The sequence below is a fragment of the Enterococcus sp. DIV0294 genome, from assembly GCF_050558155.1.
Classification (GTDB): domain Bacteria; phylum Bacillota; class Bacilli; order Lactobacillales; family Enterococcaceae; genus Enterococcus; species Enterococcus faecalis.
Genome location: NZ_CP187889.1, coordinates 708,006 through 734,698, shown reverse-complemented (window position 1 = coordinate 734,698; position 26,693 = coordinate 708,006). Strand labels below are relative to the sequence as shown.

Here is a 26,693-nt window from a genome sequence, read left to right as displayed (position 1 = left end):
CTTATCTACTCCAGTCTGTTCTCAAGAATTCTTCTTTCAATTCCTCTAACGATTTTACTCTTTTAGATAAATCCGCATTCATTCCAGAATCAATAAACTTCTCTACTTCTTTATTTTTATTATTATTCAGATTCTTTCTCCCAGTCATTATATAAAAAATCACCTGAGTTAACGCATAAATTTCATGTTGAATAGTGTATTTATCCGCTCCCATAATTTTCAACTGTGGGTCATTTAAACTTCCTTGAAATTCAGTGTTTTGACGAGTTAATGTGCTATCTGATTCTTTTAGATAACCAAAGTCACAAACTTTTAAGATAACGGTTTTGTCATCGTATTCCTTTACTAATATATTGGATAAAGAAATGTCTCTATGAAAAATCCCTTTAGAATGAATGTATTTAAACGCATTAAAAAGTTGAGTAACTAACCTTTTTCTTTCAAATAATTCTAATTTGGCATTGTTAGAATCAATAAAGTCTTTTAGCGTTTGCTTCATGTATTCCATAATAAATTCATTCGCATCATCATTATAGCTATAAACTTTCAAAACATATAAGGAATCCATATTTTTCATATTTTCAAACTCTTTTTTAAATCGGATTAACTCAGCAGATGTTAGTTCTTTTCTTGCTCTTTTTAAAGCAAAAATTTGATTATAAAAAGTATCTTTAAACTTATAAACTGTAGCATAAGAACCTGAATTAACCAATTTTAAAGAAGAGTATAAACTGTTATTCTCCTTGACGATTTCAATTTGCTTTTCAAAATAAATGATTGGTTCATATTTAACAATATTCAGTAACTGATAGTCTTCTGGAATAGCTGACCCACCAGAATTACTAAGATGCGGTTGAATGAATCGAATCATATCTACATAATCATCAATCATTTTAAAAGCATAATCAGTTTTAGATAAAGTATGCTTAAATTCTTCATATTTATCAATTAATATAATTAAATCCCTACTGGGGTCTGCATTAAAATGATTATTATACTTTGCTTTTTCATTCAAGAAAGAAAATAGAGAATTAAACTGATTTTGAAATACTGCGAAACAAAATCTTAGGCGGTCATCTTCTACCTTTTCATATAACCGTTCTTCCGTTAATTGCCCCATGACTTTATTGGAAAAACCCATTAAAAAATCAACATTTTCATCAAGAATATAGTCCACATTCACTACTTGTCTCCTCCATAATAATTTCTATCAGACTTAGACAATCCCACAAGTTCTTGATTAATTAATTTGATGTCAAGTTCTAATTCCCTGATAAAATCACTATATAATTCATAAACATAAAAATCCGTAAATTCTGGTTGAAAAGTTAGCCCTAAACATGCTAAATAAAATTTTTCTTTATTCCATTCCATAGGATTTTCACCTAGGTATTTTGTCATCTTTGTAAAAACTACACCATCAATTTTAGTTCTGACATTACTAACATATATACTCAACAAGTATTCTTTGAACCTTTCGTGATTAACATAATCATTTTTTTCATAATATTCCTTCATACTCTTAAAAATGATATTTGTATACAAAATTTCATATATTTTTCTAGTTATTGTTTTATAATAACCTTCATCGAGTGCTACTGTTCTTAATAACTGCATTTCAAGTGAAGAATATCCCCTCAAATGCTGCGAGGCAAGAACATAGTTTTTAATCCTAATTCTGATTCCTTGTTTTCTATTTTGATTAGCATATTGTTTTAGCTTTACAAGAATGAACTCTTTAGTAAAAACATTATAACTATTTTCTCTTATGAAATATGTTTTATCTTCTATCCTCACTAATATATCTAAGTATTCTTCATAGATATCTAACTCACTATCGTTAATGGGTGGAATAAAAACTTCATTTAAAAGTCTCGTAAATGTTTTAATTTTAAATTTTTCTTTTGAAATTTCAAACACAGTAATAAAGAATAATAAAATTGCAAATAAATCCATAAAAGAGTTCACAAGCATTCTATCAAATTCTAAGTAGCCTACAACAAAATTTTGCACTCTTGTGCTTGTAAAAACTAGAGTCATAAAAAAGAGGAAAAACTTATATTGAGCCACCATTAAAAAGAGAAAATCTACAATTTTATATCTTAATTTTTTTACAAACTTTATTTTAACGGTGTCTTCTGTTAAAAATTCCAGATAGAAGAAAGAAACAATTGATAAATAAGAAATACTATTCATAATACTGATAACTTTCAAAATAGCTAACCCAAAGGTAAGCAAATAAAATAGAATTATTTTTTGATTTTCTGTCATTCTTGAATAGTTCATAATTGTTATACAGGCAAATAAAAATAAAAAAAATATATTATCACCGAACAATCCGTTCATAATACCCTCCTAGTTAATAATACTTTTAAGAAAACTCAAGTATGCTCCTACTTTAATACGAATAATTTCTCAAGTAATTATATCATGAATATTTCACAACAAAACCTATTAAATTTTTGACAAATACTCCTTATCGTAGCCAAACACCAGAATATTTTATCAGCACTGAAATTGTTGAAACCGAATTAAAAAAAATAATCTAAATTGGCTATTCAAAATTATGATTCTTTTTTATCTCAAATTTTATGATAAAAACCACTTAAAAAATGCCCCTCAAAAAGCCTTATTTATCAAGGGTTTTATACTTGTTGACAAAAATACAAAATTGCTGTAATATTAACGTTTTTTAATATATATTTTTCCAGAAATCATATTGAATGTTGATATATCAACGTTTTAAACTAATTACTAAAACCTAAAATTCCTACAAGTAAAATCCATAGGTAACTCAAAGTTGCCGGGATTTAAAATACTAGCCTCTGGAGCCCTTATAGAAATTTTTAATTCCCAATCATCTTCTTAAATACCAAAATCAATTTTAAGCTGCCTATAATGTGTTCTAAGCAATTTTATATTTTTGTGTATAATTTATCGAAAACACCTTCAAAAGCTATTAGGAGGAAAAACAGACTATTCAGGATTATAAATACGTTATTCAAACATCCAGAAATTTCATATAGAATAAAATATATAACTATTGATATGATGATGTTTCTATGTAATTCACTCAAAACAATAAACAATACTGAATTATAACTATTTCGTTATATTTAAAATTCCAGACAGCAAATTTTAGCTATTTTACTAAACCTATAATTCTCTTATTAAGAGTACTAAAAATAGAAATATTGATAAATCAACATTTTATAGCTACTTTAATCACACAATTATCAAATGTAAATAGGTTTTTGCGTAAAAATATGTGTGAAAAAAGGTACTTTACGCCTAGTTTTATTGACTTTTATAGACCTAAACGTTTTGAAGAATAAGTATAATAAAATTTTTTACACGATTTTTAGAAAAAACATTCAAATTCATCAGGAAAAAAGGGGCAAAATTAAGTGTAGCGTTTTATAATAATAGAATAGAATATCTATATATATTATTATAAAACGTTTTAATCAATAAAGGTTAGATTTTATGGGGACTATCTTTATGTATCATATTAGTTTTCATGTAAATAATCTATTGACAATAAGTAATTATCTGATAATTACTATTTAAAATATAAAAAAACAGGTACGAATTCCTACCTGTTTCATTAATACCTATTCTCTTCTAAATAATATTACTTTAGGTGAATACTTCTCAACAATACCTAAATCTCTGTATAAATTCTTGGTTAATCGTTCTCTACTAATATCATATTTATTATAAACATCAGCTCTAATCTTCTCGAATCTTTTTTTAGTATCCATCAGTTTCATTCTCCTATTTTTAGCTAATTTGGAAATAAGTTCTGATTCAAAAATGTATCCTTTAGTTTCTAATTCTGTTACAAGAATTTTTACAGCTGCTTTTTCTAACGCAACACTTGATTTAGGTAAATTCTTATTCTGTTTGCTCATAGTTATTAGCCCTTTTTCTTCTAATGGGGTATATGCTTGGGGGAAATCACGCTTTGCTTTTTCTTCCCCAAACAGTCTGTAAACCAATTCATAACCTAATCCAGAAATTGTTACTCTATTTTGAACCATTTTTTCAGCTATTGCTTGGGCATTTTGAATATCAATAGTTGGAATATAAACATTACTAGTTCTAATTTGTTCTGAATCCTTTTTTTGTTTATCTATCAAATCATCAAATATACCTTTAGGAATCTTATTAGTTTCAACTTTATGGATTAGTTCTGTAACAGTGACAACATTTAAAATATTCCACATTTTCCCCTCTGAAATATTATATCCTAAATTATCTTTCACTAGTTTTGTATATGACTTTATCGAAAGAAAATTCATATATTTTACTTCCCCTGTTTGTTTATCAACATAAGTATAATCAAATATTAAATCTAATAGAATACTAATTTCTTTTCTATATCTACTTAGATACGTATTCAGTTCTGGAAAGTTTAAATTTAATGTATTTTTTTCTAATGCTTTCTGAAGTTCCAGAGCATTAAGCCTCGCTTCACCTATTTCACTATTCCAAGATATGTTACTATTGGTAATATTTATTAAAACTTCCACAATTTTTGTATATGAATTAAGTCCTAATAGTTTCCCAACAACTCTAATAATATCCCCTTGGAAAGGTGAAGTTTTACTGAAACATTTATATAAGTAAATATCATACTCCTTATTTAAGAATACACTTGCACTAGGATTTTCCTCTTCATGAAAAATATCCATAAATGGATTTCCTTCTGGTAATTCCAATAATTCTCGCATATCTAAAGATTTAAAATAATTTCCTGCTACAATACCATCAGGAAAATCTCCTGCAAAATTGTCCCCTAACTTCTCTTTTACAATATCAAATCTACCTATTTTTAATAATTCATAATTCGGTATAGAATCATCAATCATTTCACCGCTTATAGCTTTGTCCTCTTTAGAAATATCTGTATTTCTTACCTCTACTAATTTTGTAGTATCTAACCGATTATCCCAATCAATAACTTCATAGCCACTATTACTTCCAAAAAATAGCCTACTGGTTTGTCCTACGCTACTGTCTGCTTGTGGGTATTTTTTAAATAAAGCTTGGTAAATCTGTTCTATTTCATGGTTCTCAGTCGCTAATTTGTTCAAACGGAACACTACTCTAAATTTATCAACTTCAGAAAACAAGTCACTAAATGTCCGATAAACAAAGCAAGCATTTTCTTGCATAAACGTATCAGCTTCTAAATCTTCAATAGTAAATAAATTATTCGCATCCTTATTATCAAAATCTAACATGACTAGTTCTTGTCCTATTATTGGGGTCATTTTTGATAACTTATTCTCTGATAATTCAGCTAAAACCACTGTTTTTCCATTTACAGCTATTTCTTCTGCAAAATCTTGGATGGTAATTTCCATTAGATTATTCATAATTGTATTAGAAATCTTTTTCACCATATATCCATTTGGTTTTTCTTTATTTGGAATATTACTTAGATACACTTTCATAGTCTTTTTCCACCTCTAGCAACAACTTCCCATATTTTCCAATCAGAAATCTTTCTAAGATAAAAATTTTCTCAACACTTATGGTCTGTTTTCCTTTTTTGAAATTATGTAAGTTCTGGACTTGAATATCTAATTCTCTTGCAATAACCGTCATTTTGACACCAAAATCTTCATCTAAAATATTCAACCATTTTCTTAGCTTCTCTCTTTTTTCTCCTAATTTCACTTCAATTATTTCCTCTTGTATCATATACAGTCCTCCAATATCATTATTATTTTATTAATACAATGCGGACCTTACCATCATAGAATGCAGAAGTAAAGTAAATATATCGGATTCGGACAATAAAAAATAGTTGGTGTATTTTCATAAAAATCCGTCTTTTAAAACACTAATTTTTCTATGACTTTCTTAAATAGAAAAAACACCTTAAAAACCTTAATATATCAATGGTTTTTAACAATTCCAGAATTAAAAGATACAAAAAAATACCTCTCAGATTCATTTAAGTGGTTAATTCCCCACAAAAAATTTTTATTGGCATCTGAGAGGTATTTTTTGGAAAACATTACTTTAAAATGTTGATATAACAACAATCTGTTAATTTTGTCAACAAAGAGAAAACCCTTGATTTTATTGAGTTTTGAAGGGGTCATTTTTTAAGTGGTTTTTGACAAAAATTTTGAAAAAAAAAACATAGTTCAAGTCATTAAAAATAACAATTTTATTATGAATTAGACAAAAAATATACCAGATTGGATAGACAATCTGGTATATTTTGACCAACCTAATTACAAGCCTACATAAGCAACTTACCGTCCATTGCCGCTCCTAGTCATGACATCTAGGTCTCAATTGCTATTGACGTGACCGGAGTTGAATCGGCCTCATTTCCAACTTTAACAGTCAGACGCATCACCCACAATGCTAAACGCCGATAATATAAGTCATTTGTAAAGAATTCAATCAACTTGGAACGCCCCTTGATTAATTGTCCTCCGACAGTGACTTATATATAATTTAAATAATCATAATGAACTGTAATACTTGAAGTGAGAGTTCCCTAGCAATAGAGAAACTTGTTCTTGCATATCTTTATTAATAACGGTGTCTCGTCTTAAATAAGCTATATCAATAGTCCCAACTTTCTTAATAATTTATAGCATCTACTATCATTAATTTCAAGTTTATGCGTCATATCGTTTTTAATATATACTTTTTCAAAATTATCAAATAGTTGATAATTAGCATTTTTAATAAAAGAGTAAACATATGAATAACAGTTCATTTTTTCTAATTATTTACTTCCCATAAATTTTTTATAAATTATAACTATACCTAGTACCAATACCAATCCACTACTAGTCAGGAATGCACTACTCATTAAGTCTGAACCAGTATCTGGTAATTTGCTTACTCTATCTTTTGTTTCTTTTTCTTTAGAATCTTCTTTAGTAGTTTCTTTAGTCGTTTCTTTATTTGTATCTGTTGTTGTAGTAGTATCAGTAGTTCCTTCAGTATCTGTTACAACATTACCATTTCCATTTTCAGTAGGTTTTTCAGGGTCTGTTGGTGTTGTTGGTTCAGTAGGATTTACGGGTTGTTCTGGTTCTGGAACAACAGGATTTGTAGGGTCTGTTGGGTCAACAGGTTGTTCCGGTTCCGGAACAATGGGTGGGTTTACATCTTCAGGACGTGTAATTTCTAACGTTTCTGATTTTTCCCCTTCAGCATTTTCTGTGTAATACTGAACAGTATCTCCTTTTGCTACTTCTTTTGTTAGATTTAATGTTGTCGGTTCTAATGTTGGGTCAAAATCTGCAAACATTGCACGATTGAAGAATGATTTTTGGTTTTCTGCTTTACCAATTACTTCTCCTTTATATACTACATACATTGTTAATCCTTTTGGAATTACTGCTGTCATTTGTTTACCATTTAAGAACTCTACATTTTCAGCATTAGCTACAACTTCTTTTACTTGTTTATAAGTAAATGTCATTGTGTTTTCGCCTTTTTTAATAACCATTTCTTTTTCTTCTGTATCTGAACCTACTAATTCGTATCCTTTAATTGCTAAAGCTACTTCTGTATGTGATTTACCAACTTCTAAGTCTTTTACCACTTTAGGTGTTGCTAATTCTTTACCAGATTCATCAACATATTTAACTGTTAAATTACCTTTTTCTACTACTGGTGGATTTACTTCTTTCACTTTATAAGTAAATGCAATTTCAGAACCACCACTTTGAACATCTACTGTTTTTTCAGCTTCACTTGTTAATTCATAGCCATCAATTGTAATTGCTTTTTCAGTATGTTTAGTTCCAACTTCTAAATCTTTCACTACTTTATCATCAGCAATTGATTTACCATTTTCATCAACATATTTTACTGTTACATTTGCTTTTTCTACGACAGGAGCATCTTTTGTATAACGGAAGCTAATAACATTACTATTTGCATCTTCTACAACATTAATTGTTTTTGATGCATCATCTGATAGTGTATAACCATCGATTGCAATAGCATTTCCTACATAATCAGTTCCTACTTTTACATCACTAATAGTTGTTTGTGGTGCAATACTTTGTCCTGTTTCACTATCTACATATTGAATAGTTACAGTAGAGAATTTATCTTCTGGAACAACTGCTTTTTTCACATAATAGAATACATGTGTCATAGAATCTCCAGTTACATAAACATCTTCACTTGCAGGTGATACTAAATCATAACCTTCAACTGCTTGAGAAGTTAGAGTATGTGTCATATCAGAATCCAATTCTTGAACAGTAGACCATAGTGTTTCTCCACTATCTCTATCCATACCCATTACAGTTACTGCAGTTTTAGCAGTTACAGGCATAAATGTAGCCCAAGTTTTATCTGATTCAACTTGTGTATCAGGGTTAATAGATACAACATAAATTTGTTCACCTTTAGTTAATGGACGAACTAGGTCTAATTGAGCTTGACCTTCTGTTTGCATATACATTGAACCATCATCAATTTTATTACCACTTGCATCATAGACAGAAGTTGAAGTATTTGCTCCTACCCAAGCAGTAACAAAATCACCTGCATCATTAAATGTAATATTACTTGGTGCTTGTGGTTTATCAGGTGTTGGTGTTTCACCTTTAGCAAAAGTAACTGCTACTGTTACAGTTCCTGTTAATTCAGAACCAGTATCAGCTAAATTAATTGTAGCATACTGAGTAGTTCCTTCAACGACAGGAATAGTTGCCATTGGAGATGCCATGTAGCTATTATCATATTGAGCATCACCTGCTGCGACTGTTAAAACACCCTCTTGTTGAGAATAAATACCAATTTTAGCATTACCAATAGTTACAGTTTTAGCACTTCCTAAATCACCATGAGTCCATTTATCTGCATCGTCATTCCATGTAAAGCTTGCCGTTTGTTCAGCTACTTTGACACTGCTGTTAGGTTCATAGCTGTTTGTTCCATTAGTAGCCGCCAAAACTGTGGGAGCAATCAACATAGTAGACAATGTGGCAATTACAGCAGTTTTCCGAAGTTGCTTCCCTCTTATTTTTCTTTTTGTTTTTTCTAAGCGATTCATTTTTTTCCTCCTAAATTTTTATAAAATAAACTCTTGCTCCATTCGTTCTACATGTTTTTGAACCAACAGAGGCAATAATTCATCACTAAATAATAGTCTTTCTTGCTCTTCAATAGATAAATTTATAAATTCTTTATATAGAGCAGTAGCCATCCCATTGATTACTATTTTAGGAATCGTTACATTTGCTTTGATAAATGCTTTCCTGACCTTATTTTTGACATATTTCTTTTGTGCCAATTCCATTGAATACATTTTCTAATTCCTACCAAATTTTGTTGCAACAATAATAAATCCTACTAACAAAATAAAAAACAAGAATAAATGATTCATAAAGAATTTAAAAAGTAAAACTAATAGAGTAATAATAATTGCCATTACAACTAAAAAACTTCCTATTTTTGTTAGACAACCTTCTTTCTCTGGCTCTGGTTCTACTACATCTTGGATAATTATTTTTACACCATCTTTTAAAGACATAAAACTCAATCCTTTCTCTTCTTTTGTGAGATGAACGAAACGTTCGTTTGAAACAAATAAAAAAAGCTGATAAATCTAAAGAGTAGAACTCAGATTTATCAACTATTGTATGTATTTATATTTTTTTATATCTAATAGGTAACAAACGAACGTTTGTTACCGTCAATAATTATATCAAATTATATATAATAGTGAAACCCATCATCTAGATAAACGATACTTCCTTTTCACATTATATACTGTTTTAATACAAACGTCACATTTTTCTGCAATCTCCCTTTGAGTTAAAGTCGTTTCAGTATAAAGTTTTTTTATTTTGTTGACAGTTTTGACATCCAATCCTTTGTTTCCTAGTTTCACTCCATTTTCCTTTAAAACTGCTAATGCTTCTTTTGTTCGTTCAGATATATAATCGGCTTCCAGCTCTGCAATCGCTGATAATATAGTAAAAATAACCTTTCCCATCGGTGTCGATGTATCAATATTTTCTTTAATACTAATTAAATTGATACCTTTTTCTTGCAGTTCACTCATGATGTTTACTAACTGCTTAGTAGAACGACCTAGCCTATCAATTTTATAAACCACTAGGGTATCACCTTTTTCAAGAGATTCTAACGCTTTATTCAATTCTTTTCGATTTTCTTTCCGACCACTGATTTGTTCTATAAAATAAGAATCAATATTATAGCGAATAAGTGCTTCTTTTTGAACTTTTACTCCTAGATTTTGATTATTTTTGCTTGTCCTAATGTATCCAATTGTTTTATTTGGCATATTAATAAACCTCCTTACTTCTTTAGTTTAACCGTTTATTTTCCACACAAAAATACCCTAGTATCACATAAAAAATGGATACTAGAGCAAATTAGGGATTTTCTATCATATAGAGGGAATACAATTATCCAATATTGTATCTATTTATATGACAATGGTGTATTTCATCAAGGTATACATTTATTATTGCATCAAAAATAACAAATGTCCAGCAAATCAATCCTCCTTTACTTTTCTATTATTTCCCTTTAAACACTTTATTATTCTAACAAAAATGCTTTTTTACAGAAATTATCTTGTTCTATAAAATTGATTTCTGATAGGTACTTGCTATAATTTATACTACAATAAAATAACAAAAAGGAGGTCATTTTTTATGACAAATGGAACAAGTCAAGGACTATTTATAGTTGTTGCAATAATTATATTTGGTATTTTTATAGCTATTAGTTATTTATTATTTAGAAATACTTTAAAACCCAGCTTATCGACAATATATTGTGATTCTTTTGAACAAATAGATGAGAACACCAATCTATTAGATACTAATAATAGTAAATGTATGAGAAAATTTAACAATTCTTTTGAAGTTAAAGGTTATTTTAATATTTGGTTTAAAGGAGCGAATTGGGGACCTATCATTTGGACACCAGATAATACAGAAATAAGAACAATTAAACTAAGCCAAGCATCAAATGGAATACCTACAATAGAGAATGGATATGTTCTTGTTGATAGTATTTCCGACATTAATGTTGCTGTAAAACAAGATGCTATTGATAAAGGATTTGGAACAAACAAGACACGTGAAGCATATATAAGTATTAACGGAGAAAAAGAAATATACTTAGGTAAAGCGAATTCTTCAAATGTAAGCTGGGGAACAAATAAAGGATTAAAACTAAAAATCGGTGAAGTAAATACAATTAAGATGAAATACATCAATGTTCATGGTGGAAAAACAGTATATACTTTACAGGTAATAATACTCAATTAATACTTGATTTCTCTCTAATAATTTTATTAGAGAGTTTTTTTGTCAACAATTTTAAAGACAAGATTCAAATTTCCATCATCTGTTTTAGGATGATATAATGAAGGGGTCAAGTAGGGTTAGGATACTTATAAATTGGGGATACTCTTGTGGGATACTTTTAGGAATTGAACGCTCTTTTTTATTAACTTACCTCCCTTCATAAACCCTACATTCATAAAAATGATAGGCTTCATAAACCCTTCACTGACCCTACATAAGGCATTTTTTAAGAAAAGGAGATGAGAACTTTTTGAGAACTTTCGTGAGAACTTTTTTAAAACTACAGGAAATTTGAAAGGATTTTGAAAAAATTGAATGGAAACCTCCGTGAATTTTTTCTAACTGGCTGCTCCTTACAATTATCCTAATTTTCTACTAACTTACAATCAGCAAATTGAATGGATAGTTTTAAGGGATAGTTTAGAGAATGAACAATTAAGTTTACTAAATATAATATATTATCAATTATACAAAATTACTATTGGAGGGAGTGAACATGACAGCACAATTTGTAAACAAACGAGCAATTGACACAGAAGAATTATTTCAGATAATAAATAACTCAGATGGCATCTATGAATCCACCCTACTGAAAATGCTTCAGTGCAATCGAATCAGTTTAGAAAGTCGATTAAAAACCCTTGAAAAAAACAAAATGATTACGAAACAAAAATTGGGAAAATATTTCTTTTATACGAACCATTTTGATTCTAAGAATTTAAGCCTATTAGATAGTCAAGCCAACATTATTCAAAAGCTTGTTGACTATGCTATGTTTACTGAAACTATTCAAATTATCACAAAAGATAACAACTATAAGGAAGTTTATCTTTCAGCTTATGCCACAGGCAAAATTAACTTCAAAACGAACGAACAATTAAAACAAATTGCAAATGTGCGATACAATCAATTAATTTCCAAAGAAGACATGAATTGGTATTTAGAATTCCTAAAAAATATACTAACTAAATTTCCAGTCAAAATTTCAAGTATTACTAAATAAACTTGACTCTCATTATCATACAAATTCTTTAGATGCGGTTGAAATTCTATCTATTCCCAATATCGAATATATTCCTATACTGGAAGCAAAACTCGATGATTTTTCTTATAAAAAAATCGCTGGAAATACTGACTATATTCGCGATGATATCTTACTCTACATTGAATCTGAAAATAGAATTTGTTATTTTGATAAAATTCAAAATAGGCAATATGAACTAAAACGAATTAGCTCAATAATGGACTTCTTTTATGTTCTAGCTAAGAATTCAAAATCTAAGGATACGTTTTACTTTTCTTCAAATACAAATGAATTAGATACTGCACATCAACTTTATAATAAAAGCCAACAGAATAAAAAGAAATTTAATACTGTTCAGCTAAAAAATAACAAACAAAAAGCACAATCTTAAAGATTGTGCTTTTTACTGTTTAAACTAAAGGATTAAACTTATCTAAACTTGCTCGAATTTCTTCCTCTTCTAATCCAATATACCGAATCGTGATTGCTTGACTACTATGATTTAGTATTTTCATCAGCGTAGGAATATCCCTGAACTATCGGTAGTATTTATATGCGAATGTTTTCCGCATCGTGTGCGTGCCAATATAATCTAATTCAAGGGTGTCTGCGACTCTTTGCAAGACTTTATAGTATTGATGGGTTCCTAACGGTTTAGAATGGTCAGAAGGTCTATAAAATAACCAATTAGATTGTCCATCATGATAAGAATTTAAATAATCAATTATTAAACTAGTCAAATTGGATAGATTTAATTCTCTTTGTTTATTTGTCTTTTTCTCGACAATGACTGTAGTAGTCTTATTTTGAACATCAGACACTTTTAAATTCAAAATATCAGAAATTCGTAAACCTGTATAAATACCAATGACAAAAATCAGATGGTCTCTTTTTCCATGTTTTCCTTTTTTCAATTCCGTTAAAAAATCTAACATCACTTGTTTATCTTTTATAGGTTTTACATTAATAATATTTCGTGTCATTTTACCTCCTCCTATGCTGTTTTAAAGGGATACTTTTACATTGAATAATAGTTAAAGTATCCTTATCATCTTTGTGGTCTGTTTCGATGCTGATTTATCAGCATCGACAAGGGATACTAATTACAAAAGTATCCATCACATGGACCTTTATAGCATCGTTGTTAGGAGGTTGCAAATTTGTAGAACAAGAAAAGAGTAGCTATTAGAGCTAAGCTACTCTATATAAATATTCCCCAGTATATAGTCAATCATAAACTTATATTGGTCTTTAATATCAAAACCAGCTGATTTTATATTAATAAATCTTACGTTTGTTGTCTTTAATAGTTCATCTTTTTTCTTTCTATCTCCATTAATCATTACATAATAATTTGTGCAATACCCTTTATTAGACTCACAGATTTTCCCAAATTCATCACTAAAGTATGTGTCATCCATAGAAAAACCTAAAAACAACATAGAATGTTTGTTTATCAGACCAGAAAGTATCTTTTTCTTCTCATCAGAATCATATAAACTATCATAATCTTCGTTAGTAACCACCATTGAATCATAATTTTTTATAGTACCATGTATATGGAATATATATTGTGTTTCATCCAAGGATTCAAATCCTTGGAATGAAAAAATGTCCCTTGATTCTTCATATCCTAAACCTAGCAATGAATTTGTTTTTTCTAACAAATCATCATAATTTGTTGTAATAATATATTCTGTATCCAATTTTAATATATCAGGTATTATTGAATTCAATAATACTTCATTAGAAATTTGTTTTTTTATTTCAGGAGCTATAATTTCTTTTTTCAAATCTTTATCATCATGTATCAAAGGATGTACTTTTTTAATCACATCTATAATTCTATCGATATTTTTTGATTCATATTCTAAATCAAAGTAAGGTTTATAATCATCAGATATCTTATCTCTAGCTTTTTTAAAAAGTTCCAACCATAATGGCAGCCCTACACTTTTACTTACACCAGAACCAATAAATGGAATTACTCTATTAATATTACTTCGTAAATCCTCCATTACAATTTTAGAATCCGAATCAAAATATTCCTGTAATTTATTTTTGTTATACTCTGATAATTTAACAAGAAAATTTGGTTTATACATATCGTTATATTCATGACAACCAATTTCTTTACCACAATTATCACATTTTTTTTCTAAAATACTTGCATCATAATTTTCTTCTTCACATTCATAAACTATTTTTCTATCAAATAATCTCATGCTATTTAATAAATCAAAGAGTACATTTTCTTTTTCCTTAGGTATACATTTCTCAATTATTCTCAAGTAATATGTCGCTTTTCTATAGTCTACTCTGTCACAAGAAAAAATATTTAGTATTTTGAACATTTTTGGTTCTTCACGAAATAGCTGTTCTAATTGTTCGCTCAATAAATTCCACCATCTCTCTATTTTTGTACTTTTTATTCAATATTACTATCGAAAAATATCCTTTATTTATCTTAATAGTTGTCTGACTTACAGATAGGTCTTTTTTTTCTGGAAAAAAGGGCTTATCAAACCATGCCAAAGTAAACTCATCCAATTCACCAGAAATTTCTATATCAGTGTTCAAACTATAAAAAACTGATTCAAAAGTTAACGGAAAGTTTTTGTTTCTTGCACTAGCTCTTCCCCTAGATAATTCTTGACCCTTAAAGCTTATTTTAGTAGGATAACAAGTACATCCTTCTTCTATAGAATTTTTCTTTAAAGTGTCCTCTGGAAAGCCTTGGGTTATGTATTCTCCTAAATAAGTAGAAAATATTTTCCCTTGAATACGCTCTATAATATCTTCGTTTAATTTGACATTATTGTTTAATGTGTTCATTTTCTTAGAAATTGTTTTTATTTGTCTTTTTAATGTAGAAAAAAGATATTCTTTTAAAGCATTGGACTCCTGTCCAATCATCAAATTATTCATTTTCTTACAGAATATAAACATTTTTTCACGTTCTTTTTTATAAACACTTTTTTTGGATTCATACACGATAGATAAATATTTTCCAATAAGTAATTTTATTTCCTGAAAAAAAGATAAAGGTGAATTTATTGTTATTGAGTCTAAATTTTTCAATTTAAACTTCCCTATTTTACCGTTAACATAAAAGCTCATCTGTCCATTTTCTCTATTAATTTTGACGATACATACCCTCTTCGAGCGAATTCCATCTGAGTCGAGAAAAGAGACAACCGACATAATACGAATATATGATTTACTAAATTCTAGCACAGGAAAATAAAGCTCATTCTCTACACTAGCAGTAATTCTATCTAAGAGATTATAGCCTGAACTCTTTAACTCTTCATGGTAATTAGATGCAACATTTTTTAAACTAAAGTTTTTAGTTATTCTTTCAAACGCTTTAATTATGTCGTTATCATCAAGACGTGTATTTATTTTTTCAAAGAAAATATTACTACAATTAAACTGAATATTATCTAATATTAGGCTGTTTAAAGAATTTAGCGATATATGCTGATTACTTAATACATAGTTAAATTTCAATGTCGGCGTAGATAAGTTATTAAACTCTTCCACGTTAGCCTCTTCTCTTATTTTTTTGATTATTTCCTTATACAATTCAGATTCATTAATAAGTGAAATGTAAGAATCAACATAAGTTAGCTTACTATCTAATAAAGGCTTAATAACTTCTTCCAAGAAAAACATCCTTTCTTAATTAAAAATATACGTATATAAATTAATTATATCACTAATCTCATGGTAAAAAAACACTCCACATTTCAGTCGAAAAGATAATTAGTCAGAGTTCTTTTGTTGTAACTATTCAAAGTGAAAACATTTAATTAGAATAATAACCTATTAAATGTCGAATTTTCTTATTCGATATCATATAATATTCTTAACTTTATCCTATGCCATGAAAAGGAGAATTTTTATGGCATTAATTAAATCGTACCAAAAGCAAGATGGCACAATCAATTACATGTTTGACTACTACGTGGGTATTAATCCTAAAAATGGAAAAAAACAAAAAACGACCAGAAGGGGGTTTAAAACAGAGGAAGAAGCTAGTTTAGCATTAGCGGAATTAAGTCTTTTGGTTGCAACTGAACAGTATGTACCTAAGAAACACCATACCTTTAATGAAATTTTCACACTATGGTATAAGCAGTATTGCAACTTAGTAAAGGAAAGCACTGCAGTTACAGCTAAATGTGAATTCAAGTATGCTATATTGCCAAAATTTCAAGAAATGAGAATCCAAGACATTACTCCAATTTATTGTCAGCAAATAGTAAATGAATGGTATAAAGATAAACCAAAAAGAGCTAGTAGGTTTATTTACTATTTTAATAGAGTAATGGAACATGCTATGTTCTTAGAATTAATCTATCAAAACCCAATGGCTAATGTTAAAAAACCAGTAACCAATCTTAATTTAAATCAGTATGAAGAGTTTTCAAATTTTTTTACTAAAGAAGAATTAATCGAGTTTCTGAGATTTACAAAAGAAAATTTTGATTCTGAAAGATATGCCTTTTTTAGAACATTGGCATTTACTGGATTACGCAAAGGAGAAGCATTTGCTTTAACTTGGGAGGATATTAATTTTGACGAGAAGTATTTAGAAGTAACTAAAACTGTTGCTAAAGGAGACAGAAACAAAACCCTAATTCACCCACCGAAAACAAAGGCTGGTTTTAGAAGAATAAGCTTGGACGATACCACATTAGTAGCTTTAAAAACATGGCAGGAAAAACAAGCAATAAAATTTGATTTACCTAAGCTAAATCCTAAACAGATTATTTTTTCTAATTACAAAAATACTTATCTCGAATCAGGTATAACTATAGAGTGGTTTTTAACGATTCAGAGATTGTATAGGAAAAAGACTGGTAAAGAAATCAAAACAATTACAATGCACGGTTTTAGGCACACACATGCAAGTCTATTATACAAAGCAAATATCCCCATTAAAGAAGCTCAAGAAAGACTTGGACATTCTAATGTGAAAACGACACTGAACATTTACACTCACTTATCCAAAGACCAAAGAGATAAAACAGCTAATCGTTTTGCTGAATTCATGAATGAAATATAACAAAATGCAAAATAAAAAACCCACTGATTATAGTGGGTTTGGGGTATTCAAAAGTTGCCTATTACTTGTTTTCTAGGGCTTTTGAGGCTTGTTCAGCTAACGCTGTAAATGCTGCTGCATCGTTAACGGCTAAGTCAGCTAACATTTTGCGGTTGATATCAATCTCTGCCAATTTCAAACCGTGCATTAATTTAGAATAGCTTAAGCCATTCATGCGAGCTGCCGCGTTGATACGTGCAATCCATAATTTACGGAAGTCACGTTTCTTTTGACGACGGTCTCTGAATGCATAGTAATAAGAGTTCATTACTTGTTCTTTTGCTGATTTAAATAAAGTATGTTTTGATCCGTAGTAGCCTTTCGCTAACTTAAGGACTTTTTTACGACGTTTACGGGTTACTGTTCCACCTTTAACACGTGCCATGTTGAATTCCTCCTAATATCTTGTTTCTCTTGACGGTAATCTAAAAGTCACCGAGTTGTTTTATTTCATTCTTGCTAATTGTTGGCGGATACGTTTGTAATCGCCTTTTGCAACCATGCTTGCTTTACGCAATTGACGGCGTTGTTTTTTAGTTTTACCGTGGAAACGGTGAGATGTAAAGGCACGGCCACGTTTTAAGCCGCCTCCACCAGTACGTTTTACACGTTTTGCTAATCCGCGGTGTGTTTTTTGTTTTGGCATGACTAATTTTCCTCCTCAAAATCTTTGCTTCAAGTGAAAGACTCTAACAGTCACAACTGTCGAATATCCTTCTTGTAGAAATTACCAAAAGTCCGAATGCTCGGTCTCTTCGTTTACTTGTCGTTTTTCGGTGCCAGCGTTAGAAACATGCTGCGTCCGTCCATTTTCGCTTTTTGTTCCACTGTGGCGATGTCCGCAGTTTCTTCAGCTAAGCGATCAAGAACTTTCTGACCAATCTCTTTATGGGTAATGGCACGGCCTTTGAAACGGATAGAAGCTTTCACTTTGTCTCCTTTTTCTAAGAACTTACGCGCATTACGAAGTTTTGTATTGAAGTCATTTACGTCAATTGTTGGACTTAAACGAACTTCTTTGACGTTGATCACTTTTTGTTTCTTGCGAGCTTCACGCTCTTTCTTTTGTTGTTCGAAACGGAATTTTCCATAATCCATAATTCGCGCAACTGGTGGTTTCGCTCCTGGCGCTACAAGTACTAAATCCAAGTTTGCAGATTCAGCGATTTGTAATGCTTCTGCTTTGGTTTTTACACCTAATTGTTCACCATCTTGTCCGATCAAACGTAACTCGCGTGCACGAATGCCGTCGTTAACCATCATATCCTTTGCTATGGTCATTCACCTCCAAAATTTTTAAGAGAAAATCCTAACGGAAGTCTGCTTTGTTTGCTAAATGCAATAAAAAAACAGGTTCCTATCCAGAACCCGCCAACAGTCTGCCTTACTTAAAAAAATAAGGAATACTTTATCTAGCCCAGCGATATACTCAACTAAGGCGAGAAGCGGGTGCTTCTGCTTTCATTTCTCAACTTCACTAGTTTACCTTAGTTTATCCTAGTTGTCAATATATTTCCTCAAAAAAAACGAATCTAGCACTAGATTCGTTTGAACTCGTATTTTGATTATTAATAATTAGTGGACTGTCCCAATGTGACTTCCTAGAAACAAATGGTTCAACACATGGTGTACATTTTCTATCCCCTAGGCGATCCCTGTAGTCCCTACAGTTCTTCTATTTATAAGGTTTCTCGTTTAGACAAGCCACGTTCTAAGATTTTTTGACTTCTAAGATACTCTGAATTTTCTGTACTTTCAGAAAAAGACAACTCTGTTTCGATCTCCTCTGACTCAATACAAATGAGTTCTTTGCCATACCATTGTGCTTTATACAACAGTTTAGCTAAAAATAAAGACCAAGCCAGTTCAGAACGATCATATTTTGGCAGCCGCTCATTACTGTGATGGGCTTTTTCAATACAAATAACATCGTAACTTGAAACCAATTCCGTTGTAATTTTGTTTAAAATATCCGTTCGTTGGTTGGCTATTTTTTCGCGAATTTTTGCGACTTTTATTTTTTGTTTTTGATAATTTTTTGCTTGCGAAAGATCGACACCTTTTTCTAAAGCAATCATTTTACGCTTGTTTAATTTTCGTTCTTCTTGACGTAGTTTTTGCTTTAAATGCTTTGAACAATAGCTTTTTTCGAAGCTTTCACCATTCGAAAGCAGCGCAAATTTTTCCCTACTGCTACAAATTCCCACCATTTTTTGTTGCTTTGTTTTCGTTTCAATCGGCGCTTCACACAAAATGGAAACATAATAATTGTGACTCGCACTCATAGAAATAGTTACAGATTTTATCTCCCCCAGCGGTTGGCGGTGTACCTTCATTTTAATTAAAGATTTCAATTTAGGTACTTTCAAATAACGATTATCCAAAATTTTGACCGTGCCATGTTGATTGTTCGTAGTGTAGGAATGCACCGTTTCTTTCTTTTTCTTTTTTGGAAAGCCCATCCCTTTTTCCCGATAAAAATTTTTAAAGGCTCGATCCAAATAAACTTGTGCATTTGCCAAGGCTAAACTATCAACTTCTCTGAGGATAGGGTATTGTTTCTTATATTTAGCTGGCGTTGGCATTTTAAACGTTTGTTGAGGATTTTTTCGCATCTCTTTGTAGATATCAATCCGGTCTTGTAACATTAAATTATACACCAATCGAACACAAGAAAATGTTTTTTGAATAAACTCTTCTTGTTTTGAGGTTGGATAAAGTCTGTATTTATAAGCTTTCAGAGCCTTCATCTCATAACCACCCTACCAAGATAGTTAGAAAAGAAGCTGGTTATAAACCAGCTTTTCTTTTCTTCTCTTCAATTTTTTCACGGTACATTGCAACTTCGTCTTCAGCACAATAAACATAGTGTCCATTGAGAATTTCACGGAGCTCACGATCTTTCCCATCTGCCGCTGCAGGCTGGTAAACGATCCGTTTACGTGTGCGTTCATAGTCTGGATCTGGTAATGGAATCGCAGAAAGTAAACTTTCTGTATAAGGATGAACGCCGAAATTATAGACATCATCACTTGTGCCCATTTCCAATAATTTCCCACTGTGCATTACGCCAATTCGGTCACTGATATGTTTTACCATCGATAAGTCATGTGCAATAAACAAGTAAGTTAAGCCTTGTTCTTTTTGTAAATCTTGTAATAAGTTTACTACTTGAGCTTGAATCGACACATCCAAAGCCGAAATCGGCTCATCACAGATAATGAAACGTGGATTAACCGCTAAAGCACGAGCAATCCCAATCCGTTGACGTTGCCCACCAGAAAACTCATGAGGATAACGCGTACTGTGACTTGGATTTAATCCCACCGTTTTTAAAAGTTCATTGACTTTTTCTTCCCGCTCTTTTGGTGTTTTAGCTAATCCATTGACATCGATTCCTTCAGCAATAATATCATTGACTTTCATTCTTGGATTCAATGAAGCATATGGATCTTGGAAGATCATTTGAACATCGCGGCGGAATGCTTGCATGTCCGCTTTTGATTTAATTTTGCTAATGTCTTTTCCATCGAAAAGAATTTCACCAGCAGTTGGATCATATAAACGAATGACACTGCGACCAGTTGTTGATTTTCCACTTCCTGATTCGCCAACTAATCCAAAGGTTTCGCCTTCAAAAATATAAAAACTAATGTCATCAATGGCTTTTACTTCGTCTTTACGACCAACATTGAAATACTGTTTCAAACCAGTGACTTCTAATAGGACTTTTTTCTCTTCTGCCATTAATTACTACCTCCTGGATTTTTTTGACGCTCTGCATAAATTGCCCAACGACGAACAATCTCTGCTGGAGGCGTAACTTTTGGTGCTTGTGGTGCTAATAACCACGTTGCTGCTTTGTGTGTCGGTGATACTTCAAAATAAGGTGGTTCTTTTTCTGTATCAATTTTTAAAGCAAACTCATTCCGTGGATAGAAGGCATCTCCAGTTGGTGGATCTAATAAATCTGGAGGTGAACCTGGAATCGCATAAAGTTTGTCTTCTGTTCCTTCCATCGTTGGCATTGACCCTAAAAGTCCCCAAGTATATGGATGTTGTGGATTATAGAAAATTTCTTCTGCTGTTCCCACTTCAACCAGACGTCCACCGTACATGACAGCGACACGGTCAGCCACGTTCGCTACTACCCCTAAATCATGGGTAATGAAAATAATCGAAGTGCTAATTTTTTCTTGTAAGTCTTTTAATAACTCTAAAATTTGTGCTTGGATGGTTACATCCAACGCTGTAGTTGGTTCATCTGCAATTAGAACTTCTGGATAACAAATTAAAGCAATTGCAATGACAATCCGTTGACGTTGTCCACCAGAAAATTGGTGCGGATAGTTTTTCAAACGTTTTTCAGCATTAGGAATGCCGACTAATTTTAGTAATTCTAATGCTTGCGCTAAGCCTTCTTTTTTTGAGACTTTATTATGTTTGATTAATGATTCCGCCACTTGTTTGCCAATTGGCATCGTTGGGTCTAATGAAGTCATCGGATCTTGGAAAATCATTGCGATTTCTTTACCACGAATGGCTTGCATTTGTTTTTCTGTTTTATGAACAATATCTTGCCCTTTAAACAAAATTTCCCCGTTATCAATATTGGCATTACTGCTCAACAAACGCATAATACTGCGAGTTGTAACAGATTTACCACTCCCTGATTCACCTACGATGGCTAACGTTTCACCTTTATAAAGATCAAAACTCACACCACGAATGGCGTTGACTTTACCTGCAAACGTATCAAAGGAGATTCTTAAGTCTTTAACTTCTAATACTTTTTCCATAGTCATTCACCACTCTTACTCTTTCATCTTAGGATCAAATGCGTCACGTAAACCATCAGCTAACAAGTTGAAACAAATCATGATAACTGAAAGTGTTGCCGCTGGAATCCACATTAAATATGGAAGGAAACGGAAAGTTTTGTATCCTTCGTTTAACAAGGTTCCTAAAGATGCGGTTGGTGGACGTAAGCCTAACCCAATAAAACTTAGGAACGCTTCAAAGAAAATTGCCGATGGGATACTGAACATCATTTGGACAATAATGACACTTGAGATATTCGGTAAAATATGTTTAATAGCAATTTTCCAACGAGATTCGCCCAATGTTTCTGCTGCCATGACAAACTCTTGGTCTTTTAGTTTCATGGTCTGGGCTCGCACAATCCTGGCCATTGATATCCAGTTTGTAATAACCATGGCTAAAACAATCGAAACAATCCCTGGATCAAAGACTGTTAGCATCAAGATCATAACAACTAAGTTAGGAATACCAGAAAGAACTTCTAAAATACGTTGCATCACTGTATCGACACGACCGCCGACTAACCCGGAAATCAGTCCATACGTTACCCCAATCGTAATATCTAGAATCGCCGCGATAAACGCAATTAATAAGGAAATACGTGTTCCCATAAATAAACGACTTAGGACATCACGACCTAAACCATCTGTTCCTAGATAAAAGTTTACGTTATCTGGAACGTTTGCTTGTGCATATTTATCAACTAATTGACCAGCAACTGTTGTTTTACCATTTAAACCATTCACGCTTTCCAAGCCAGGAATTCGTGGTGGTAAGTTAATGTAAGAAACATTTTGTTTCGTTGGGTTATGTGGTGAAACCCAAATGGTAATAATAGAGATAAAGATAATAACTGCTAAGAAACTCATTGAGATAACTGCAGCTTTATTCTTTTTCAAACGACGCCATGAGTCTTGTAAGAAACTTAAAGACGGTGTGGCAATACGCTCTCTTTCTTTTAGAGTTGAAGTGTTTAGAGGCTGAAACTCATCTGCCGGAATATCTTTAATCGCTTGTGGTAGATTATTTTTATTGACTGTTTCCATTAGCCTTTTGCACCTCCTGATACGCGAATTCTTGGATCAATTAAACCATAAAGTAAGTCAACAATCAGAATTACAACAACTAACATTGTTGAATACAAAATAGTTACTGCCATAATTGTTGGATAGTCGTTTGTCATAATTGATTTTACAAACTGTTCCCCAATTCCAGGGATGGCAAAAATATTTTCTACTACTAAAGAACCTGTCATTAAACCAACGGCTAAAGGTCCTAATAAGGTAATCAATGGAATTAAACTGTTTCTTAATCCGTGGCGGAATGCAACTTGCCAGCGACTCAAGCCTTTTGCTTTGGCTAATTCGACATAATCACTATGCAAGACCTCTACCATCTCGGTTCGAATAAACCTAGCCGAATCGGCCATTGGACTCATTGCCAAGGCAATAGTTGGCAAGATTGTGTATGCAAAACCATTCCACATAGCAATTGGTAAGATTCTTAATTTCATTGCAAAAATGTATTGTAATAATACCGCGAAAACAAAATTTGGAATAGAACGACCTAAAATGGCTAACAATGTTGCCAACGTATCTACCCAAGTATTTTGACGCATCGCTGCGATAATCCCCAATAAAATACCGACTAACGTACCAAAGATAATCGCTTGTCCTCCCAGTTGAAGGGATGGCCCAATTCGACCAGCTAATAACTTAGCAACAGGTTGGTTTTTAAATTGGAATGAAATACCAAAGTCTCCTGTTACCAGGTTCTTTAAGTAAATTCCGTATTGAACAATCACTGGTTTATCTAAGCCAGATTGTTTATTCAACATAGCGATTGTTTCTGGACTAAGTTTTTCTTGGTTGGTATAAGGCGTACCTGGTAATAATTGCATTAAGAAAAACGTAATCGTTGCGATTAACCACAAAGTGATAATCATGAAAAAGATCCGTTTAAGAAAATATTTTCCAAAACTATTCAATAATGACACCTCCGAGATTTTTTTGACTTCCTCAGTTATTTTCGTTAAAGTAATGACTAGATAGACCACAATAATAGATAGGGTGAACACATGAAAACTTTTAAATGGCCAATTATTACAGCCGTTATTTCCAGTATCGGCATTTTTCTTTACTTATTAATAAGTAAAGAACCTATCACTACCTCCTCATTATCAGATACCTTCTTTATCGTTTCGCTTTTCTTTTTAATTATCGGCATTGCTTTATGGATTATGTCCTCTGGCTTTTTCGATAACTTTCAGCGCTCAATGAAAAACGCGTTTCGTTTTAAAAAGAAAAATGAACCGAAAGAGTTTATCCCGCTTTCAGTCATTGGCGATGCACATCGCTCTTTCTGGCTAAAAACTGGGGGCATCTTACTGATTCTGTCTTTAGGCTTTCTACTATTTTACTTGGTCTAAGACAAGATAGCAAGAGGACCGTTGCCTTTTATTCCATGGCAAAGGTCCTTTTTTGTTTGCTATCGATCTTTTGTCAGGTTATTCTGAAATGTATGCCCATTTGTAGTCATACGTTGCGCCAGCAGGATGAACTGCGACATCTTTGACTTTTTCAGCACGTAAATGCGCTTCTGATTTTTGGAATAATGGTACCACACCCATGTCTCCCATAATCGTTTTCTCTGCATTTAACATATCATCCCAACGTTTTTCAGGATTTGTCGCATCTGCGCTACTTGCTGCTTTCACTAACTTGTCAAACTCTGGATTGTTATAACGTCCACGGTTATATGAGTTATCGGAAGCAAATAAGTCTAAGAAACTACTTGGATCAGCATAGTCAGCACTCCAACCACCGATTACTGCATCAAAGTCGCCTTTGTTTGAACGATCTAAACGAACAGAGAATGGAACCGGACTAACCGTTACCTTCACACCATCTAAAGCATCTTGAATTGACCCTTGAACAAATTCAACTGTTTTCTTAGAAGAATCTGCATCTGAAGAAAGAATATCCATTGTTAAGGTTGAAATCCCCAATTCTTTTTTCGCTTTTTCCCAATATTCTTTAGCTTTTTTCGTATCATATTCAATTTGACTACCTGCTTCTTTAGCAAAGTCTTTGCCGCCACTTGGGTCTTTTGCCATATCTGCTGGTACTAAACCGTTTGGCTCGATAGAACCATCCCCTAAGATTGATTCAACTAACGCTTTACGGTCGATTGAGTAAGAAATTGCTTTACGTAAGTTTGCATTTCTAAATGGTGATTTTTCATCACGTTGATTTAGTTCCATATATTGTGTTGATGCTTCTTTTTGACTAACAAAAGCTGGGTCATTGGCCATTTGTTGGGCTAATTCACCAGAAAGAACAACATCGTCTGTTTGTCCATCTTGGAACAAGTTCAACGCGGTTGGTGATTCTTTCACGACATTCACATCTACTGAGTCCAGTTTCACTGTGTCTTTATCCCAATATTGATCGTTTTTCTTGAATGACCATTTTGTATCTGTACCAGGACCATCAAAGCCGTCTAAGACGAATGGACCATTGTAGACAGCACTTTCGCTGTTTGAAGCATAATTTTTACCATATTTTTCCACAATATCTTGACGTTGTGGGAAGAACGATGGGAAAGCTAATAAGTAATCAAAGTATGGTGTTGCTTTTTCTAAAGTGATTTCTAATTCTGTATCACTGACTGCTTTAATTCCTAATTCTGATTTATCTTTTTCCCCTTTAGCAATGGCATCACCATTTTTTACAGAGGCATACAGATAAGCATATTCAGAAGCTGTCGCTGGATCAACTGTTCGTTGCCATCCGTAAACATAGTCATTCGCAGTCACTGGTTTACCGTCTGACCATTTTGCATCTTTGTTTAATTTAATTTTGTATGTTAGTCCATCTTCAGAAACTTCTGCTTTTTCCGCTGCACCTGCAGGTTGGACTTTGTTATCTTTGTCTAAACGATAAATTCCTTCATATACATTATTTAATGCAATAAAACTAATTCTGTCTGTTGCTAGTGATAAATCAGCTGTTGGCATTTCTTGTTGTTCTGTGACACGTAAAACTTGTTCGCCACTTGCCTTACCGCCACCAGACGCGCTTGAGCTATCTGACGTTCCGCCGCCTCCACAAGCCGCTAAAGTTGTTACGCTAAATAATGTAATCACACCGAATGTTAATGACTTTTTCAATTTCATAGTGTTGCCTCCTAAAATAATACAATCTGTATTTTCTGAAAAATCAGAATTTAATAATTATTTATTGCTATGGAATATATCTTACATTTTTCATATTAAAATTGCAAGTCAAAATGTTAACTTTTTTTAATTTTTCTTCTCTTCCTATCAGAAACCACTCTTTTTCTTCCTGTCTTTTATTGCAATTCTTTTGTCAGTTTTCTAAACATT

The 26,693-nt window shown here is 31.9% G+C and carries 23 protein-coding genes, 1 pseudogene and 1 other annotated feature; of the genes and pseudogenes, 4 read left to right on the top strand and 20 right to left on the bottom strand.

Annotated features, from left to right (window positions below; translation table 11 throughout):
* Position 1: 1 nt before the first annotated feature.
* The 8 genes from IGJ20_RS03560 to IGJ20_RS03525 all read right to left on the bottom strand — a co-directional run bounded on the left by IGJ20_RS03560 (position 2) and on the right by IGJ20_RS03525 (position 10,312).
* Complete coding sequence (locus tag IGJ20_RS03560; RefSeq protein WP_231414750.1) at positions 2-1,183, bottom strand: protein kinase family protein; 1,182 nt, start codon at positions 1,181-1,183, stop codon at positions 2-4.
* Positions 1,183-2,346, bottom strand: a complete 1,164-nt coding sequence (locus IGJ20_RS03555; RefSeq protein WP_202522372.1) for a hypothetical protein — start codon at positions 2,344-2,346, stop codon at positions 1,183-1,185. The genes IGJ20_RS03560 and IGJ20_RS03555 overlap by 1 nt, the downstream gene beginning before the upstream one ends.
* Before the next feature lie 1,268 nt (positions 2,347-3,614).
* A complete protein-coding gene (locus IGJ20_RS03550) occupies positions 3,615-5,462 on the bottom strand; it encodes a hypothetical protein (protein WP_202522371.1) in 1,848 nt (615 codons plus the stop codon).
* Entirely contained in the window at positions 5,443-5,712 is a 270-nt protein-coding gene (locus IGJ20_RS03545; RefSeq protein ID WP_202522370.1) for a hypothetical protein, read from the bottom strand. Before IGJ20_RS03545 ends, IGJ20_RS03550 begins: the two co-directional genes overlap by 20 nt.
* Before the next feature lie 1,048 nt (positions 5,713-6,760).
* A complete protein-coding gene (locus IGJ20_RS03540) occupies positions 6,761-9,055 on the bottom strand; it encodes a MucBP domain-containing protein (RefSeq protein ID WP_202522369.1) in 2,295 nt (764 codons plus the stop codon).
* An 18-nt stretch (positions 9,056-9,073) separates the two neighbouring features.
* Positions 9,074-9,310 (bottom strand): hypothetical protein, encoded by a 237-nt coding sequence (locus IGJ20_RS03535; RefSeq protein WP_060813053.1) that lies wholly within the window; start codon positions 9,308-9,310, stop codon positions 9,074-9,076.
* A gap of 3 nt (positions 9,311-9,313) precedes the next feature.
* Entirely contained in the window at positions 9,314-9,535 is a 222-nt protein-coding gene (locus IGJ20_RS03530) for a histidine kinase (RefSeq protein ID WP_202522368.1), read from the bottom strand.
* A 201-nt stretch (positions 9,536-9,736) separates the two neighbouring features.
* A complete protein-coding gene (locus tag IGJ20_RS03525; RefSeq protein ID WP_202522367.1) occupies positions 9,737-10,312 on the bottom strand; it encodes a recombinase family protein in 576 nt (191 codons plus the stop codon).
* A gap of 376 nt (positions 10,313-10,688) precedes the next feature.
* On the opposite strand from IGJ20_RS03525, the gene IGJ20_RS03520 reads away from it, so the two are divergent.
* Both IGJ20_RS03520 and IGJ20_RS03515 read left to right on the top strand, forming a co-directional pair.
* On the top strand, positions 10,689-11,309 hold the full coding sequence (locus IGJ20_RS03520) for a hypothetical protein (protein WP_033625963.1): 621 nt from the start codon (positions 10,689-10,691) through the stop codon (positions 11,307-11,309).
* Positions 11,310-11,844: 535 nt separating this feature from the next.
* Complete coding sequence (locus IGJ20_RS03515; protein ID WP_231414749.1) at positions 11,845-12,351, top strand: hypothetical protein; 507 nt, start codon at positions 11,845-11,847, stop codon at positions 12,349-12,351.
* A 431-nt stretch (positions 12,352-12,782) separates the two neighbouring features.
* Here IGJ20_RS03515 and IGJ20_RS03510 read toward each other — a convergent pair.
* The 3 genes and pseudogenes from IGJ20_RS03510 to IGJ20_RS03500 form a co-directional block, all read right to left on the bottom strand.
* Positions 12,783-13,355 (bottom strand): annotated as a pseudogene (locus tag IGJ20_RS03510) (tyrosine-type recombinase/integrase).
* 213 nt (positions 13,356-13,568) lie between these two features.
* Positions 13,569-14,768 carry an SIR2 family protein gene (locus IGJ20_RS03505; RefSeq protein ID WP_202522366.1) on the bottom strand — a complete coding sequence of 400 codons (1,200 nt, stop codon included), beginning with the start codon at positions 14,766-14,768 and terminating at the stop codon, positions 13,569-13,571.
* Entirely contained in the window at positions 14,737-16,050 is a 1,314-nt protein-coding gene (locus IGJ20_RS03500) for a hypothetical protein (RefSeq protein WP_202522365.1), read from the bottom strand. Before IGJ20_RS03500 ends, IGJ20_RS03505 begins: the two co-directional genes overlap by 32 nt.
* Before the next feature lie 229 nt (positions 16,051-16,279).
* Between IGJ20_RS03500 and IGJ20_RS03495 the strand changes: the two genes are divergently transcribed.
* Entirely contained in the window at positions 16,280-17,446 is a 1,167-nt protein-coding gene (locus IGJ20_RS03495) for a tyrosine-type recombinase/integrase (RefSeq protein WP_202522364.1), read from the top strand.
* 61 nt (positions 17,447-17,507) lie between these two features.
* Here the strand turns inward: IGJ20_RS03495 and rplT are convergent, their stop codons facing one another.
* The 8 genes from rplT to opp1B all read right to left on the bottom strand — a co-directional run bounded on the left by rplT (position 17,508) and on the right by opp1B (position 24,293).
* Positions 17,508-17,870, bottom strand: a complete 363-nt coding sequence (gene rplT / locus IGJ20_RS03490) for a 50S ribosomal protein L20 (protein WP_174116272.1) — start codon at positions 17,868-17,870, stop codon at positions 17,508-17,510.
* A 60-nt stretch (positions 17,871-17,930) separates the two neighbouring features.
* On the bottom strand, positions 17,931-18,131 hold the full coding sequence (gene rpmI / locus IGJ20_RS03485; protein ID WP_002355798.1) for a 50S ribosomal protein L35: 201 nt from the start codon (positions 18,129-18,131) through the stop codon (positions 17,931-17,933).
* Positions 18,132-18,244: 113 nt separating this feature from the next.
* Positions 18,245-18,766: a translation initiation factor IF-3 gene (infC, locus tag IGJ20_RS03480; RefSeq protein WP_002355797.1), complete on the bottom strand. Its 522-nt coding sequence runs from the start codon at positions 18,764-18,766 to the stop codon at positions 18,245-18,247.
* Between the two features lie 54 nt (positions 18,767-18,820).
* Positions 18,821-18,952 (bottom strand) — a sequence feature (ribosomal protein L20 leader region).
* 212 nt (positions 18,953-19,164) lie between these two features.
* Positions 19,165-20,235 (bottom strand): RNA-guided endonuclease TnpB family protein, encoded by a 1,071-nt coding sequence (locus IGJ20_RS03475; RefSeq protein WP_202522363.1) that lies wholly within the window; start codon positions 20,233-20,235, stop codon positions 19,165-19,167.
* Positions 20,236-20,275: 40 nt separating this feature from the next.
* Complete coding sequence (gene opp1F / locus IGJ20_RS03470) at positions 20,276-21,232, bottom strand: oligopeptide ABC transporter ATP-binding protein Opp1F (protein ID WP_202522362.1); 957 nt, start codon at positions 21,230-21,232, stop codon at positions 20,276-20,278.
* Positions 21,232-22,290, bottom strand: coding sequence for an oligopeptide ABC transporter ATP-binding protein Opp1D (gene opp1D, locus IGJ20_RS03465; protein ID WP_002355794.1), 1,059 nt, complete (start codon positions 22,288-22,290; stop codon positions 21,232-21,234). Before opp1D ends, opp1F begins: the two co-directional genes overlap by 1 nt.
* Before the next feature lie 9 nt (positions 22,291-22,299).
* The gene (gene opp1C, locus IGJ20_RS03460; RefSeq protein WP_002355787.1) at positions 22,300-23,352 is read right to left on the bottom strand and encodes an oligopeptide ABC transporter permease Opp1C; all 1,053 of its coding nucleotides are present in this window, start codon (positions 23,350-23,352) and stop codon (positions 22,300-22,302) included.
* A complete protein-coding gene (gene opp1B, locus IGJ20_RS03455; RefSeq protein ID WP_002381304.1) occupies positions 23,352-24,293 on the bottom strand; it encodes an oligopeptide ABC transporter permease Opp1B in 942 nt (313 codons plus the stop codon). The genes opp1C and opp1B overlap by 1 nt, the downstream gene beginning before the upstream one ends.
* Positions 24,294-24,383: 90 nt before the next feature.
* Here opp1B and IGJ20_RS03450 point away from each other — a divergent pair, with 90 nt between their 5' ends.
* Complete coding sequence (locus IGJ20_RS03450; RefSeq protein ID WP_002355784.1) at positions 24,384-24,734, top strand: DUF3899 domain-containing protein; 351 nt, start codon at positions 24,384-24,386, stop codon at positions 24,732-24,734.
* A gap of 78 nt (positions 24,735-24,812) precedes the next feature.
* Here IGJ20_RS03450 and opp1A read toward each other — a convergent pair whose 3' ends face one another.
* Positions 24,813-26,483 (bottom strand): oligopeptide ABC transporter substrate-binding protein Opp1A, encoded by a 1,671-nt coding sequence (gene opp1A, locus IGJ20_RS03445; protein WP_010816372.1) that lies wholly within the window; start codon positions 26,481-26,483, stop codon positions 24,813-24,815.
* Positions 26,484-26,693 lie beyond the last annotated feature (210 nt).